Raw genomic sequence first — 15,602 nt, 5'->3', positions numbered from 1 at the left:
CACGCCTGTTGAGCGAATTCATTGTCAACTACGCCAAGCCCTAGACGCTCATAGAGGGTCTGCTAGGTAAGATCAGTTACAGGCGGTGGAGGACTCCCAACGAGCCCTCCACCGCCTGTGCCTTTTCATCGGCTAGAGAGCGGAACCCCACCACGATGATCCATCCGGAAGTGCTCCCTTGGCTGTTGCTCGCCGGCCACATCATTCTCGGCGCCATCTCCGTGGCCTATATTTCTGCCCGGCGCCGCCCTGCCACGGCCATCGCCTGGATGCTGACCATCATCTTCATCCCTTATATAGGGTTTGTAGCATTCATGCTGGTGGGCTTTTCGCGCTTGCCCAAAGCCCGCCGTGACAAACAAAAGTATGTCAACGAGCTCATCTTGGAACGCACCGAAGGCTTTGATCAGCTCAGCCACCGGGACGACTGGCCCCAAGGCCTGCCCGGGCTCGTAACCCTCAACAGCGCGCTCGGTGCGCTGCCCATGGTGGGAGGCAACGGCGTCGAACTTCTCCCGGATTACCACGGCTCCATTGCAGCGATGGCGGCAGAAATTGATCGGGCCCAGAGGTACGTTCACGTGGAGTTTTACATTTTGGTGCACGACGACGTCACCAAGGTCTTCTTCGATGCGCTGGCCCGGGCGGTGGCTAGGGGAGTGAGCGTGCGGGTGCTCAGTGATCATCTGGCCTCGCTCATGAACCCGGGGCGGAAGGAGACGCTGGCCAAGCTGGCGGACATGGGCGCCGAATACCATGCCATGTTGCCGTTGCGGCCGTGGAAGGGGCACTGGCAGCGGATTGATCTGCGCAATCACCGAAAATTGGTGGTGATTGACGGGGCCGTGGGATTCACCGGCTCACAAAACCTGGTGCACGAGAGTTACAACAAGAAGAAAAACATTGCGCGCGGGCTGCGCTGGCACGAGCTGATGATGCGTATTCACGGGCCGGCCGTCAGGGAGCTCGACGCCGTATTCGTCACCGACTGGTTCAGCGAAACCGACGTACTGCTGGAACTGGATACCTCACCGGTGGTGGTGGATCCGGCCCAGCACCTGGTGGATGCGCAGGTGGTTCCCAGTGGTCCAAGCTTTGAAAATGACAACAATCTGAAACTTTTTGTGGCCATGATCCACCAGGCCACGGAGCGGGTCAGCATCACAAGCCCCTACTTTGTGCCGGAAGATTCGGTTTTGATGGCCATCATCACCGCTGCAGGTCGCGGGCTTTCGGTGGAGCTGTTTGTCTCCGAGATTGGGGATCAGGCCATGGTCTACCACGCCCAGCGTTCCTATTATGAGGCGCTGCTGCGGGCCGGTGTGAAGATCTACCTTTACAAGGCGCCGGAGGTCCTGCACTCCAAGCACTTCAGCATTGACTCGGACGTGGCTGTGATTGGGTCCTCCAATATGGACGTGCGCTCATTCTCGCTGAACATGGAGATCTCGGTGCTGATCCACAGCGAGTACTTTGTGCAGCAACTGCGACTGATCGAGGACGGCTACCGGGCCAACAGTCGCGAGCTGGAACTTACCGACTGGGTCAAGCGCCCGGCGTGGGAGAAATTCTGGGACAGCGCAGCCAGACTCACCTCCAACCTCCAGTAGCCTCCCCTCCCCACCCCAAACGCTCCTTCACTTACGGGGCTATTTTTACGGACGCTCCTGCAGATACGGGGCTATTTCGAAGGACGCTCGCTCAGATAAGGGGGTGCTTTGGTTTCAGGGCGCCCGCCAGCGGCGCCCTCATGCCAGCGTGTTTGGCGGCTCCGAGATGTAGAATAGACGCCCACGGGAAGGCGCTGCAATGGTGGACACACGCGAAAACTCTGCGACGGTCATGCCGGGGTTGCGGTTGTCGTGGGGAGGGCTGCACCCCGACGGCCGGGTGCCTGTCCTGCTCGTTCCCGGATACGGTGATTCATGGCGGTTTTGGCTCCCGATTTTTCCCTACCTTCCTGACTCGCTGCGCGTTTTCGCCTTGAGCCCACGTGGTCACGGTACCTCCGACGCGCCCGCCACCGGCTACACCGTCGCGGACAATGCCGACGACCTCGCCCGCTTCCTCGACGCTGTCCACATCACCAAGGCAATCGTCGTCGGCCACTCCAGCGGCGGGTACGTGGCCAGGCAGTTTGCTGTGGACCATCCAGACCGGGTTCAGGCACTGGTACTCGTCGGATCCCCGCTGAGCCTGCATGGTCGCCGTGCCCCGTTTTCCGCACTGGTGGAGTCCATGCAGGACCCGGTGGATCCTGCGACGGTGCGCGCCTTTGCCGCGGGATTCGCCCACTACGCGGACGTTGATCCCGCCGTGCAGGACGCCGTGATCAACGATGCCCTCCGGATGCCGGCCCGGGCCTGGCAGCAGACGCTGGCCGGGCTGACGGAGGCAGGCGCGCCGCCGCCGAACCGCATCTACGCACCGACCCTCGTCGCGTGGGGTGCTGACGACGAACTGCTCGATGCAGCGGAGCCGCGGGTGCTCGCCGAGTCGATCCCCGGTGCCCGGCAGCGCGAGTACCCAGCGGCCGGGCACCTCGTAGCCTGGGACGTGCCGGCCGCGCTGGCCAGCGACCTTGTCGAGTTTTCCATGGCAAGCGGCGGGAGCTGACTCCCCAGCGGGGGACCTGACTGCCGCGCGCCCGCGGTGACGTCCCGCCATCGTGCCTGGTGCCTTGTTGCTCGTGAAACCGGGACGGGGTCAGGCCTTGGTGCCCTTGCCTGCTGCCGCATTCCCCGCCTTGGCCGCTTTGGCTTCCGCCCTTCGGGCAGCCAGCGTCGCCTTGGACTCGTTGATATCGCCAATGAAGGGTTTCAGCCAGACCGACTGCGGATGCGAATCGACCAGGATCGCCCGGGCAAACAGTGAGAGCGGAACCGCCATGAGAGCTCCGAGCGGGCCCAGCAGGGCGGACCAGAAGATGACCGACAGGAACGTCAACGTCATGTTCAGGTTCACCGTCCCGGAGACGAACTTGGGCTGGATGATCGACTGGATCAGGGAGTTGATGACGCCGTAGAAAGCCACGACGGCGATGAAGGACGGCAGTCCGCCGGCAAGCAGGGCCATGATCGCTGCCGGCACCAGGGAGATCCAGAAGCCGATAAAGGGGATGAATCCGCAGACGAAGGCGAGCAGCGCCCAGAGCCCGGCGCCCGGCACCCCCAAGGCCAGCAGCAGGATTAGGTTGAGCACCGCGACGATGGCGCCGAAGATGGTGGTCATGACCATGAAGGAACGGGACAGCTTCGCAAAGTTGGACAGCGCATCAACGACGGGTGCGCGCTTTTCCTTCACGACGGCAAGGATCGTGGGGAAGTAGGTGGCGTCAATGCTCATGAACATGATCAGCAACAGCAGGAAGACGGTGCCGGAGCCGACGTTCATGGCGCTGCCGAGCAGGTTGTAGGCGGTGTCGAACAGAACCCGCAAATCAATGGAATCAACAATGGCGCGGACCTGGTCGTCGCCAATGCCCAGGGTGTCGTGCAGGAACATCCGGAGGTCGTCACGGAGCTCGGAAATTTGGGGGGCGAATTGCGGCAGCAGCTTGGTCAGCTGGACTGCGGACACCCATAAAGAGGCGATTAGGGCCCCGATCATGGCGTAGACAGACAAGATGGTGGTAAAGCCCGCCAACACGGGCGGGACGCCGCGGGCCATGAGGCGCTGTTTGAGTGGATAGACGCAAATCGTCAGGATCAGTGCCAAAAAGACCGGTCCCACAATGGAGGAAATCCTGCCCAGCCCCCAAAGGACGATGACCGCGGCGGCCAGGCTGATCAGGACCCTAGTCCCGGAGGAACCAGTCCCTGAAGTCTCAGTCCCTGAAGCTTTTGTGCCGCCCGTTGTGCCCATGTGGTGTCCGTTTCAGTTCTGCCGTTTCCGATGCCCCAATGGCATTGGAATGATCCTATCGGGCGTCAGTTAAAGCGGAAGTGCAGGAGCGTTTGTGAAAAGTGCCCGTTTGCTGCGGGAGCGTTCGGAAAAATACCCCGGAAGCTGAGGGAGCGTTCAAGGGGAGGGGGATTCGGCGGCGATGATCGCTTCGAGCTCAACGCACCAGGCGTCGAGCACCCAGGTGCGGCGGTCGGCGTCGTCCGTCAAAATGTTGGCCAGGCCAAGCCCGCGCCCCAGGTCCAGGGTGGCGGCCACGATGGCACGCAGCCGCGGGTTCTCCCGGTCGATGTTCAGCAGTGTTGACGTCAGCTTGAAGGCCTCGCGAGCCACCGTTTGTTCCAGTGGGATGACATGCTCGCGCACAACGGGGTCCACGGCGGCCGCCGTCCACACCTGCAGCGCAGCCTTGAACAGGGGGCCGGTGTACAGGCCCACGATCGATTCCAGGACATCGCGCACCGGGACCGGGCCGTCGGAATGTGCCGCGAGGGTGGCCTTGAGCTCGTCCACGCGCGCCACGGTCATGTGCTCAATGGCCGCCGTGAAGAGGTCGTCCCTGGTGGGGAAGTGGTGCTGTGTGGCGCCGCGCGAGACCCCTGCGTGGGCGGCCACCGTGGCGACGGTGGTATTGGTCCAGCCCACCTCGGCCAGCAGAGTGAGCGCGCTCTCCAGCAGCCGTTCCCGCGTGGCGCGGCTGCGGTCCTGCTGGGGTGCCATGACTGTTCTGCTCACACGAGGACGGTAGCACAAAATAGAAACAATCAAGCATGCTTGCTTTATTATGAGTCAAGTCACATACTTGCAGTACGAGTGAGCAGCGTAGGGACGACGAAGGAGTTGGACTGTGGTTGATGTGGCGGACGTGCTGGCCGATTACGAGGCGGAGGCGCGGGTACTTGACCGGCTGGTGGCCGAGCTGCCCGCCGGGGACTGGGCGCGGGAAACGCCGGCGCCGGGTTGGTCCATCGCCCACCAGATCGGCCATCTGGCTTGGACGGACGCCGTCGTGATTGATGCAGCGGCCGCCGCCAACGGTGACGCCGCCGCCTTCGCCGCACTGAGCGCCGGGCTCCAGGCCGGCACCGTCACGATCGATTCCGGCGCCGCCGAGCTGGCCACCCTGCCGCCGGCTGAACTGTTGGAGCTGTGGAGGGATGGACGACGCCGGATGGCAGCTTCCCTGCGCGAGGTCGCCCCGGGTGCCAAGTTGCCTTGGTTTGGCCCGCCCATGAGCCCCGCGTCCATGGCTACGGCGCGGATCATGGAGACGTGGGCGCACGGACAGGATATTGCCGACGCACTCGGGGCAACCCGCGAGCCCAGCGGGCGGTTGCGGCACATTGCCCACCTAGCCGTGCGCACCCGAAACTTTGCCTTCACCTTGCACAAATTATCGCCCCCTGACGCGGAATTCCGAGTCGAACTGTCCGGACCCGCGGGCGAGATATGGGCTTGGGGCCCGGAGGACGCCGTCGAATGCGTCTCCGGAACAGCGGAAGACTTTTGCCTGCTGGCCACCCAGCGAAGGCACCGCGACGACCTCGCCCTCACCGCTGTGGGAGAAAACGCGGAGAAGTGGCTGGACATTGTGCAGGCGTTCGCCGGGCCCCCCGGGGAAGGGCGGCGGGCCGCCGTCTCGCCGGAGGCCCAAGCATGAGCGTTCTCCGCGTTGCCAACGCCTCCGGTTTCTACGGCGACCGGGCCGGCGCGTTCCAGGAGATGTTGGAGGGTGGCCCCGTCGATGTCATCACGGGCGACTACCTGGCCGAACTGACCATGCTCATTCTGGCCCGGGACCGCGCCAAGGACCCGAACGCCGGCTACGCCAAGACCTTCCTCACCGAGATGCGACAGAGCCTGGCCCTCGCCATGGACAAGGGTGTGAAGATTGTGGTCAACGCCGGCGGCCTCAACCCGGCCGGGCTCGCCGCCAAGTTGCAGGAGCTTGCTGCGACCCTGGGAGTGGAGGCGAAGATTGCCCACGTCCACGGGGATGACCTGATCGACCGCGTTGAAGAACTGGGCCTCACCACAAGCGCCGGCAAGCCACTGTCCGCCAACGCCTACCTGGGCGGCTGGGGCATCGCCGCCGCGCTGAAACAAGGCGCCGACATCGTCGTCACGGGCCGTGTCACGGACGCCTCGCTCGTGGTGGGCGCCGCCGCGCACCACTTTAACTGGAAAACCACGGACTACGACGAAATCGCCGGAGCCATGGCCGCCGGACACATCATCGAATGCGGCACCCAGGCCACCGGCGGCAACTACGCCTTTTTCGACTCGATCAAGGACATGCACCGACCCGGGTTCCCCATCGCAGAAATCGCGGCGGACGGCTCCAGCGTGATCACGAAGCACCCGGGCACCGGCGGTGCCGTCACCAAGGGCACGGTCACGGCTCAGCTCGTCTACGAAATCACCGGCGCCCGCTATGCCGGACCCGACGCCATCCTGCGCCTGGACTCCATCGCGCTCGACGACGACGGCCCTGACCGGGTTCGCCTCTCAGGCATGCGCGGGGAGGCACCGCCGGACACGCTGAAGGTCTCCATTAACGCACTTGGCGGCTTCCGCAACGAGGTCACTTTCGTCCTGACCGGCCTGGACATCGAGAAGAAAGCGGCGCTGATCCAACGCCAGATCGGGCGCACAGTCCCGGAGGGCACCACCTGGACCCTGGCCCGCACCGACAGCGACGACGCCGCCACGGAAGAGGAAGCCAGCGCCATGCTGCACTGCGTGGCCCGCGGCCAGGACCCGAAAATCGTGGGCCGCGCCTTCTCCAACGCCGCCGTCCAGATCGGCCTGGCCAGCTACCCGGGCTTCCACCTCACCGCCCCGCCCGGCGACGCCGCACCCTACGGCGTCTACACACCAGGCTGGGTCCGAGCCACAGCGGTCCCGCACCTCGTCACGTTGCCCGACGGAACCACCACAGAAGTCTCGCCAAACAGCGGAACTGTGCCAGCCGCCGTCGCACTTTCCCCTGTGGAGGAACCAATCCTTCCGCTATTTCCCATGACAAGCACGACGGCGCGTGCCCCGCTTGGGCGGGTCGCGGCGGCACGCAGCGGTGACAAGGGCGGCGACGCAAATGTGGGTGTGTGGGTTGAGCGCAACGACGCCTGGCCCTGGCTCGTGCACACCCTGACGGTGGACGCCCTCAGGGAGCTGCTTCCCGAAACAAGAACGTTGGAGATTGAGCGGCACGTGCTGCCGAAACTGCACGCCGTGAACTTTGTCATCCGCGGCCTGCTGGGCGAAGGTGTGGCGTCGAACGCCCGCTTTGACGCGCAGGCCAAGGCCCTGGGCGAATGGCTTCGTGCCCGCCACCTACCGATTCCGGAGGAATTTCTGTGACAGCTTTGCGTACCACCGTTGATCCGCGCAGCGCGGACTTCAACGCCAACAAGGTGGCCATGGAGGCGAAGCTGGCCGAGCTGGACGGCGAATACGCCAAGGTCCTGGCATCGGGCGGCGACAACGCGGTCGAAAGGCACCGCAAGCGCGGAAAAATGTTGGCTCGGGAGCGGGTGGAGATGCTCCTGGATCGGGACGCGCCGTTTCTGGAACTGTCTGCATTGGCCGCCTGGGGCACCAAGTTCCATGTGGGCGCCAGCGTTGTCAGCGGCATTGGCGTGGTGGAGGGCGTGGAGTGCATGATCATCGCGCACGAACCCACTGTCAAGGGCGGCACGTCCAACCCGTACAGCACCAAGAAGATCTTCCGCGCCCTGGACATCGCCCGGGAAAACCGGCTGCCCGTCATCTCATTGGTGGAATCCGGCGGCGCCGACCTGCCCACGCAGAGCGAAATCTTCATCCCCGGCGGCAAACTGTTTCGCGACCTCACCCGACTCTCCGCCGCAGGCATCCCCACCATCGCGCTCGTGTTTGGCAACTCCACCGCCGGCGGCGCGTACGTCCCCGGCATGAGCGATCACATAGTGATGATCAAGGAACGCTCCAAGGTATTTTTGGCAGGCCCCCCGCTGGTCAAGATGGCCACGGGGGAGGAGTCCGACGACGAGTCCCTGGGCGGCGCCGACATGCACGCCCGCATCTCCGGGCTCGCCGACTATTACGCACTCGATGAGATGGACGCGCTGCGGATCGGCCGGCGGATTGTGGCGCGGCTCAACTGGGTTAAAAAGGGTGCCGCGCCTGCGCCCGCGCAGGATCCCCTGATGGATGACGAGGAACTCCTCGGCATTGTCCCGAGCGACTTGAAGGTCCCGTTCGACCCCCGCGAGGTCATCGCCCGGGTGGTGGACGGCAGTGACTTTGACGAGTTCAAGGCGCTCTACGGGACCTCCCTGGTCACCGGCTGGGCCCGCATCCACGGCCACCCCGTGGGCATCCTGGCCAACGCCCGCGGCGTGCTGTTCTCCGCAGAGGCGCAAAAGGCGGCCCAGTTCATCCAGCTCGCCAACTCCGCCAACACGCCCCTGTTGTTCCTGCACAACACCACCGGCTACATGGTGGGCAAGGAATACGAGCAGGCCGGCATCATCAAACACGGCTCCATGATGATCAACGCCGTCGCCAACTCCACCGTCCCGCACCTGTCCGTACTCATGGGCGCCTCCTTCGGCGCGGGCCACTACGGCATGTGCGGGCGCGCCTTCGACCCCCGCTTCCTGTTCTCCTGGCCTTCCGCCCGCTCCTCTGTCATGGGGGCCGCGCAGCTGGCCGGCGTCATGTCGATCGTCGGCCGGGCCGCCGCGGCCTCAGCCGGGCGCGACTTCGACGAGGACGCGGACGCACTTATGCGCGCCGCCGTGGAGGCGCAGATCGAGGCCGAATCACTGCCCACCTTCCTCTCCGGCAAGCTGTACGACGACGGCATCATCGACCCCCGCGACACCCGCACCGTGTTGGGCCTGGCACTTTCCGCCATCGCCACCACCGAAATCAAGGGCGCCGAGGGCTTCGGCGTCTTCCGGATGTGAGCCAAGGATGACCACCATGAACCAGTCGATTACCAGCGTTCTCGTCGCCAACCGCGGCGAGATCGCCCGCCGCGTGTTCCGCTCCTGCCGGGAGCGCGGCATCTCCACCGTTGCGGTTTTTTCCACGCCCGACGCCGGAGCCCCCTTTGTCCTTGACGCGGACACCGCGGTGCACCTGCCTGGGACGGCCGCGTCCGAAACCTACCTGCGCGGGGAGCTGATCATTGCCGCCGCGTTGCGGGCCGGGGCCGACGCCATCCACCCGGGCTACGGTTTCCTTTCGGAGAACGCCAGCTTCGCCCGGGCCGTGCAGGCCGCCGGGCTCGTGTGGATCGGGCCGTCTCCTGCCGCGATCGACTCCATGGGATCCAAGATTGAGTCCAAGCTGCTGGTTGCCGCGGGAGGCGTGCCAGTCCTGACGGAGCTGGACCCGGCCACCGTGACCGAAGCTCAGTTGCCCGTGCTCATCAAGGCTTCGGCCGGTGGCGGCGGGCGCGGCATGCGGATCGTGCGCGCCGTGGCCGACCTTCTCACCGAATTGGAGGCCGCCCGCACGGAGGCTGCGAGCGCCTTCGGCGACGGGACCGTGTTCTGCGAGCCGTATCTGGAAACCGGCCACCACGTAGAAGTCCAGATAATGGCCGATGCGCACGGAACGGTATGGGCCGTGGGGGAGCGCGAATGCTCCATCCAGCGCCGCCACCAAAAGGTGGTGGAGGAGGCACCCTCGCCCCTGGTGGAACGCACGCCCGGCATGCGGGAAAAATTGTTCGAGGCCGCGGTTGCTGCCGCGAAGGCCGTTGACTACGTGGGTGCTGGAACTGTTGAGTTCTTGGCCGATGAGCAGGGCCACTTTTATTTCCTGGAGATGAACACGCGTCTGCAGGTGGAACACCCCGTCACCGAATGCACCACGGGCCTTGACCTGGTGGCCCTGCAGCTTGAAGTGGCCGCGGGCGGGAAACTTCCTGACACCCAGCCGTCCCCACCTGCCGGATTGGTGGGAGGGGCCGCCATTGAGGTGCGTCTCTACGCCGAGGATCCGGCCGCCGGCTGGGCGCCGCAGACCGGAACCGTGCAGCGCTTCGAGGTTGACGGGCTGGCCGCGGACTTTGCCCTGCCCGTCCGCGAGCGCGGACTACGCCTGGACTCCTCCGTGGGGGCAGGCTCCGCCGTCTCCATCCACTACGACCCCATGCTGGCCAAGCTCATCGCCTGGGCGCCCACCCGCGCCGAGGCCGCCCGCTCGCTGGCCAAGGCCCTGTCCCGGGCCCGCATCCACGGCGTCCGCACCAACCGGGACCTGCTGGTGAACATCCTGCGCCATCCAGCCTTCGCAGCGGGGGAGACGGACACCGCCTTCCTCACTGTGCACGGGTTGGCAACCTTGGCCGCCCCTGTGGCCGGGCCGGAGGAGGAAAAGCTGGCGGCGCTCGCAGCCGCCCTGGCCGCGTCCGCGCTGCGCCGGGACCAGGCCCGCACAGACGGTGGCGTGCTGGGAGGGCTGCCCAGCGGCTGGCGGAACCTGCGCTCGCAGCCGGCCAGCACCAGCCTCGCCGGCCCGGCGGGGGAACACCGGATCCGGTATGTCCTGGGCCGAGTGGGACTGGAGGCGGAAGGATTTGGCGGGGCCGCCGTCGTCCATCTCAGTGCCGAAAAGGTGAGCCTGGAGGTCGGCGGGCTGGTGCGTTCCTGGCAGGTGGCTCACTACGCATCGGTCGCAGGCACCGTGCTTGAGGTGGACGGCGACGGCGGATCTGTCACCTTCACCGAGGTGGATCGCTTCCCGGATCCCAGCATGGCCGTTGCGGAGGGCTCGCTCACTGCGCCCATGCCCGGCGCCGTGGTCAGCGTGCACGTGCAGGCCGGCGACACTGTCACCGCGGGCCAGCCGCTGCTGGTCCTGGAAGCCATGAAGATGTTGCACACCATTGGGGCGCCCACCGATGGAACGGTGGCCGAACTGCCGGTCACGGTGGGGCAGAACGTGGACGTCGGCATGGTGCTCGCGGTGGTTGACGCTGGTGAAAGACGGGATTGACATGGCAGAGGAACTCACAGAGGAGAGAAGAATGAGCGGCATTCAATCAAGCATTGTTGAAACGGACGAACAGCAGGCGCTGCGCGAGGCGGTGCGCGACATTGTGGGCCGCTACGGTCCCGAATACGCCACGAAGCACGCGCGGGCCGGCGAGTCCATGACCGAGTTATGGCAGGAACTCGGTGAGGCCGGCTTCATGGGCGTGTCGGTGCCGCAGGAATACGGTGGCGGCGGGGCAGGCATCTACGAGCTCGCCGCGGTGCTGGAGGAATCTTCGGCCCTGGGCGCGTCCATGATCATGATGGTGGTCTCCCCGGCCATCTGCGGCACCATCATCGCCAGGTATGGCACGGAAGAACAGAAGCAGGCCTGGCTGCCCGGCTTTGCCGACGGCTCAACCGTCATGGCGTTCGGCATCACCGAACCCGACGCCGGCTCCAACTCGCACAACATCTCCACCGTGGCCCGCCGCGACGGCGACGACTGGGTGCTCAACGGCCGCAAGGTCTTCGTCACCGGCGTCAACAACGCCGACTACGTACTGATCGTCGCTCGAACCGTGGACGAGCGCAGCGGCCGCCTGCGCCCCGCCATGTTCGTGCTGCCGCGAGAGACCCCCGGCTTTGAATACCGGGAGGTGGAGATGGACATCATCGAGTCGGAGAAGCAGTACCTGCTGTTCCTGGACGACGTCCGCCTCCCCGCCAGTGCCTTGGTGGGCGGGGCCGACGCACCACTGGAAGCCCTGTTTGCCGGGCTCAATCCGGAACGCATCATGGCCTCGGCGCTCGCCGTGGGCACCGGTCGTTACGCCATCAACAAGGCTGTTGAGTACGTCAAGGAGCGTGCGGTGTGGGGCCAGCCCATCGGTGCGCACCAAGGCATCGCCCACCCGCTGGCCAAGGCCCACATCGAGGTGGAACTGAGTCGGCTCATGATGCTCCGCGCTGCCTCTCTCTACGACGCCGGGCTGGACTTGGCAGCCGGGGAGGCCGCCAACATGGCCAAGTATTCAGGTGCCGAGGCCAGCATCAACGCCCTCGACGTCGCCATTCAATCCATGGGCGGGAACGGGCTGAGCCGCGAGTATGGCCTGGCCCAGATGCTGGGGCTGGCCCGCATTGGCCGGGTTGCCCCCGTCAGCCGCGAGATGGTGTTGAACTTCATTGCCCAGCATTCGCTCGGCCTGCCGAAGAGCTACTGAGCAATGGCTGCCACCGAACTCGTCCACTACGCGGTGGACGCCGGCGTTGCCACCATCACCCTGGACTCGCCCGGCAACCGCAACGCGCTATCCCGGCAACTAGTGGGCGAGCTTGTGGACCGGCTGGAACAGGCTGCGCTCGCAGCCGCATCCGGGAGCGTCCGCGGGATTCTGCTCACTCACACCGGCAGCGTGTTCTGTGCGGGTGCGGACTTGAAGGAGGCCGGCACCCACGGTGTTGAGGAGGGCGCCCGGGACCTGGTGCGGATCCTGCGCACCATCCTGAGCGTGCCCGTTCCGGTCATAGCGTTAGTGCGAGGCGTGGCCCGGGCCGGCGGGCTGGGCATACTGGGCGCGTGCGACATTGTCGTGGCTGACTCGTCTGCTACGTTCGCCTTCTCCGAGGTGCGGATCGGGCTGGGCCCGGCCATCATTTCGCTGACCACCATGCCGCGGATGAACAGCCGCTCCGTGTCCCGCTACTACCTGACCGGGGAGACGTTCGACGCAGCGGAGGCGCAGGCCAACGGGCTCATCACAGCTTCCTCCAACGATGTGGACGCCGTGTTGGAACCCATTCTGGCCGGCATCCGGCTCGGCTCACCGCAGGGCCTTGCCGAAAGCAAGAAGCTGGCCGCCGCACCCATACTGGCAACGCTCGAGGCGGGCGCGGCCGAGATGGTCGCCCTGTCTTCGAAACTGTTCACTACCGAGGAGGTGAAGGAGGGCATGGCTGCGTTCCTAGAACGAAGAAGGCCCTCCTGGCACCTCCCCGCCCCCTAAACCCTCGCTCACATACGGGGCGTTTTCCACCGACCCTCGCTCACATACGGGTTGCTTTTCGCCAACCCTCGCTCACATCCACACCGCAGTCAGATTCACAACTCCTTCATAAGCAGCCGGCAGCGACGCCGGCACCACGAAAGGTTTACTATGACGCTGGAAATTCTTGAAGCCCCGGTCTTCTTGCAAGACAGGCTCGACCATTGGGCCAGACACAATCCGGATGAAATAGCAGTGACATTCGGAGACAGAAGTTTCACCTGGTCCCAATGGCAGCAGCGGATCCACCAACTCACCGACGCCCTGCACCGAGCCGGCATCACGCGCGGGGACCGGATCCTCACTTTCGAGCTGAACCACCTGGCCATTGTGGAGTTGACCTTCGGCGCGGCCGCACTGGGCGCCGGCACCGTGGTGGGCAACTTCCGCCTGGCACCGAACCAGCTCGCCTACATCCTCGAGGATTCCGCCCCCAAGATCGTCTTCTACGGCGCCGACCTTAAAGCAGTCGTGAAGGCAGCCGGCGCAGAAAGCCCGCTCCCGCGCACGGTGGAAATTGGCGGGGACCACGACGAATACGAACCGTTCCTCAACACAGGCCAAGCACAAGCCGCCGAGTCAGCGGCAGGAGGGGCCGCCGTCGTACGTGAAACGCCGGACCCGGATGACACCGTTCTCGTCATGTATACCTCGGGCACCACGGGTCGGCCGAAGGGTGTGGAGCTGACCCACCGCAGTATCAACGTGCACAGCGAAGTGTCCAACAAGGGGTTCCAGATGGGGCCCGGCGACGTGAGCATGGTGGGCATGCCGATGTTCCATGTGGGCGGCTCGTGCTACTTTCAGGTTGGGATATACGCGGGCGCCAAGACCATTTACCTGCGCGATCCGGCCGGGCCGTCCATGATGAAAGCCATTGCCGACGGTGCCACGCACGCCTTCCTGGTGCCCGCCGTCATCCAAGCCGTGCTCGCGGCGGGACCTGCGGCCGCAGCCGCCGTGGCACCGCTGAAGAAGATTGCCTACGGCGCCTCGCCCATGCCGCTACCGCTGCTGGAGAAGACCCTCAACGCGTGGCCCAACACCGAGCTGGCGCACGTCTTTGGCATGACGGAGATGTCTGGGATCGGCACCATGCTCCAGGACTCCGACCACCGGCATCCACCGCGGCCAGAGGTGCTCCAATCCGTGGGGCGTGCGCTGCCAGGACTGGAAATTCGGATCGTGGACCCCGTCACCCATGAGGTGCTCCCCACCGGAACCAACGGCGAGATCCAGGTTCGCGGGGCGCAAAACATGAAGGGCTACCTGAACAAGGCGGAGGCCACGGCGGCGGCGTTCACGGCCGACGGTTTCCTGTGTTCGGGCGACATTGGGCACCTCGATGAGGACGGTTACCTGTTTATGGTGGACCGGCTCAAGGACATGATCATCTCCGGCGGCGAGAACATTTACAGCCCCGAGGTGGAGAACGTGCTCATGGCCGTTCCCGGCGTGGCGGAGGGGATCGTCATCGGCGTCCCGGACCCCAAATGGGTGGAGACGGTCAAGGCTGTTGTGGTCCGGGAGGAGGGCAGTACGGTGGAGGAAGCGGCCATCATCGCCTTCTGCCGCGAGCGACTGGCTCACTACCAGTGCCCCACCTCGGTGGATTTTGTGGCGGAACTGCCGCGCAATGCGACAGGGAAAATCTTGAAGCGCGAGCTGCGCGAACCGTATTGGAGGGGTCATGAGCGAAACATCTAAGGACTTGGGAAGCGCCGGCTTGGGAAGCACGACGGCGGACGGCGGCTTGGGTGCCACCGGCACCTCGGTGCCGTCCCCGGCTGGGGAGACGACCGGTCAGCGGGGCGCGGAGCCGGGATCGCTGGCGGGCAAGACGATCCTGATGTCGGGTGGTTCGCGCGGTATCGGCTTGGCCATCGCCGAGCGGGCGGCGCGAGACGGCGCCAATGTGGTGATCATTGCCAAGACCGACGCGCCGGATCCTCGACTTGAGGGCACCATCCACACCGCGGCCGCCGCGATCGAGGCTGCCGGCGGGAAGGTCCTTGCCGTGGTGGGTGACGTCCGCGACGACGAAACGATCGCCTCCGCCGTGGCCCAGGCTGTGGCCACCTTTGGCGGAATCGACATCGTGGTGAACAACGCGTCCGTCATCTCCTTGGACGGCACTTTGAAGGTGTCCCAGAAACGTTACGACCTGATGCAGGACGTCAACGTGCGCGGCACCTTCATGTTGTCTAAGGCTGCGCTGCCTCATCTGTTGGAGGCGGAGAATCCGCACATCCTCACGCTCAGCCCGCCGCTGAATTTCGGCCCCAAGTGGCTCGGTGCCAACCCGGCATACACCCTGGCGAAGTACGGCATGACGCTGAACGCGTTGGGGTTTGCGGCGGAGTTTGCGAAGCAGGGGGTGGCCTCCAATGCGCTGTGGCCGCGAACCACGATCGCCACGGCCGCGGTGGCGAACATCCTGGGCGGGGACGAGATGATCCGGCGCTCCCGCACCCCCGCCATCATGGCCGACGCAGCCCACGCCATCCTCACCACATCCAGTCGGGAGCTGACGGGCCAGGCCATCATCGACGAGGACCTGCTCCGGTCCCGCGGCATGCAGGACTTCAGCGGCTACGCCGTGGATCCGTCCGCGGAGCTGATGATCGACCTCTACGTGGACCCGTAGCTTCCAATCGCTCGCTCACATACGGGGGTG

The 15,602-nt window shown here is 65.3% G+C and carries 12 protein-coding genes; 10 read left to right on the top strand and 2 right to left on the bottom strand.

What is annotated here, in order from left to right; translation table 11 throughout:
- Window positions 1-155: 155 nt before the first annotated feature.
- Window positions 156-1,610 (top strand): cardiolipin synthase, encoded by a 1,455-nt coding sequence (cls, locus tag AB0O97_RS10895; protein WP_363882395.1) that lies wholly within the window; start codon window positions 156-158, stop codon window positions 1,608-1,610.
- Window positions 1,611-1,809: 199 nt separating this feature from the next.
- Window positions 1,810-2,616, top strand: coding sequence for an alpha/beta hydrolase (locus AB0O97_RS10890; RefSeq protein ID WP_363882392.1), 807 nt, complete (start codon window positions 1,810-1,812; stop codon window positions 2,614-2,616).
- Between the two features lie 90 nt (window positions 2,617-2,706).
- On the opposite strand, the gene AB0O97_RS10885 is transcribed toward AB0O97_RS10890, so the two are convergent.
- Both AB0O97_RS10885 and AB0O97_RS10880 read right to left on the bottom strand, forming a co-directional pair.
- The gene (locus tag AB0O97_RS10885) at window positions 2,707-3,864 is read right to left on the bottom strand and encodes an AI-2E family transporter (RefSeq protein ID WP_363882389.1); all 1,158 of its coding nucleotides are present in this window, start codon (window positions 3,862-3,864) and stop codon (window positions 2,707-2,709) included.
- Window positions 3,865-4,020: 156 nt separating this feature from the next.
- Complete coding sequence (locus tag AB0O97_RS10880; protein WP_363882386.1) at window positions 4,021-4,638, bottom strand: TetR/AcrR family transcriptional regulator; 618 nt, start codon at window positions 4,636-4,638, stop codon at window positions 4,021-4,023.
- A 112-nt stretch (window positions 4,639-4,750) separates the two neighbouring features.
- Between AB0O97_RS10880 and AB0O97_RS10875 the strand changes: the two genes are divergently transcribed.
- The 8 genes from AB0O97_RS10875 (at window position 4,751) to AB0O97_RS10840 (ending at window position 15,572) form a co-directional block, all read left to right on the top strand.
- Window positions 4,751-5,563, top strand: coding sequence for a TIGR03084 family metal-binding protein (locus AB0O97_RS10875; RefSeq protein WP_363882383.1), 813 nt, complete (start codon window positions 4,751-4,753; stop codon window positions 5,561-5,563).
- On the top strand, window positions 5,560-7,266 hold the full coding sequence (locus AB0O97_RS10870; RefSeq protein WP_363882380.1) for an acyclic terpene utilization AtuA family protein: 1,707 nt from the start codon (window positions 5,560-5,562) through the stop codon (window positions 7,264-7,266). Before AB0O97_RS10875 ends, AB0O97_RS10870 begins: the two co-directional genes overlap by 4 nt.
- 59 nt (window positions 7,267-7,325) lie before the next feature.
- Window positions 7,326-8,858, top strand: a complete 1,533-nt coding sequence (locus AB0O97_RS10865) for a carboxyl transferase domain-containing protein (protein ID WP_363882491.1) — start codon at window positions 7,326-7,328, stop codon at window positions 8,856-8,858.
- A 16-nt stretch (window positions 8,859-8,874) separates the two neighbouring features.
- Window positions 8,875-10,899, top strand: a complete 2,025-nt coding sequence (locus AB0O97_RS10860; protein WP_363882377.1) for a biotin carboxylase N-terminal domain-containing protein — start codon at window positions 8,875-8,877, stop codon at window positions 10,897-10,899.
- Window positions 10,900-10,930: 31 nt separating this feature from the next.
- Window positions 10,931-12,103, top strand: coding sequence for an acyl-CoA dehydrogenase family protein (locus AB0O97_RS10855; RefSeq protein WP_363845332.1), 1,173 nt, complete (start codon window positions 10,931-10,933; stop codon window positions 12,101-12,103).
- A gap of 3 nt (window positions 12,104-12,106) precedes the next feature.
- Window positions 12,107-12,886 carry an enoyl-CoA hydratase family protein gene (locus AB0O97_RS10850; protein WP_363882374.1) on the top strand — a complete coding sequence of 260 codons (780 nt, stop codon included), beginning with the start codon at window positions 12,107-12,109 and terminating at the stop codon, window positions 12,884-12,886.
- Between the two features lie 150 nt (window positions 12,887-13,036).
- Window positions 13,037-14,632 carry a long-chain-fatty-acid--CoA ligase gene (locus AB0O97_RS10845; protein ID WP_363882371.1) on the top strand — a complete coding sequence of 532 codons (1,596 nt, stop codon included), beginning with the start codon at window positions 13,037-13,039 and terminating at the stop codon, window positions 14,630-14,632.
- On the top strand, window positions 14,616-15,572 hold the full coding sequence (locus tag AB0O97_RS10840; protein ID WP_363845340.1) for an NAD(P)-dependent oxidoreductase: 957 nt from the start codon (window positions 14,616-14,618) through the stop codon (window positions 15,570-15,572). The genes AB0O97_RS10845 and AB0O97_RS10840 overlap by 17 nt, the downstream gene beginning before the upstream one ends.
- Window positions 15,573-15,602: the final 30 nt, after the last annotated feature.

It is taken from the genome of Specibacter sp. NPDC078692, from assembly GCF_040686835.1.
Taxonomy (GTDB): domain Bacteria; phylum Actinomycetota; class Actinomycetes; order Actinomycetales; family Micrococcaceae; genus Specibacter.
The sequence above is the reverse complement of the archived record's forward strand: the minus strand, read 5'-3'. Positions and strand labels throughout refer to the sequence as shown.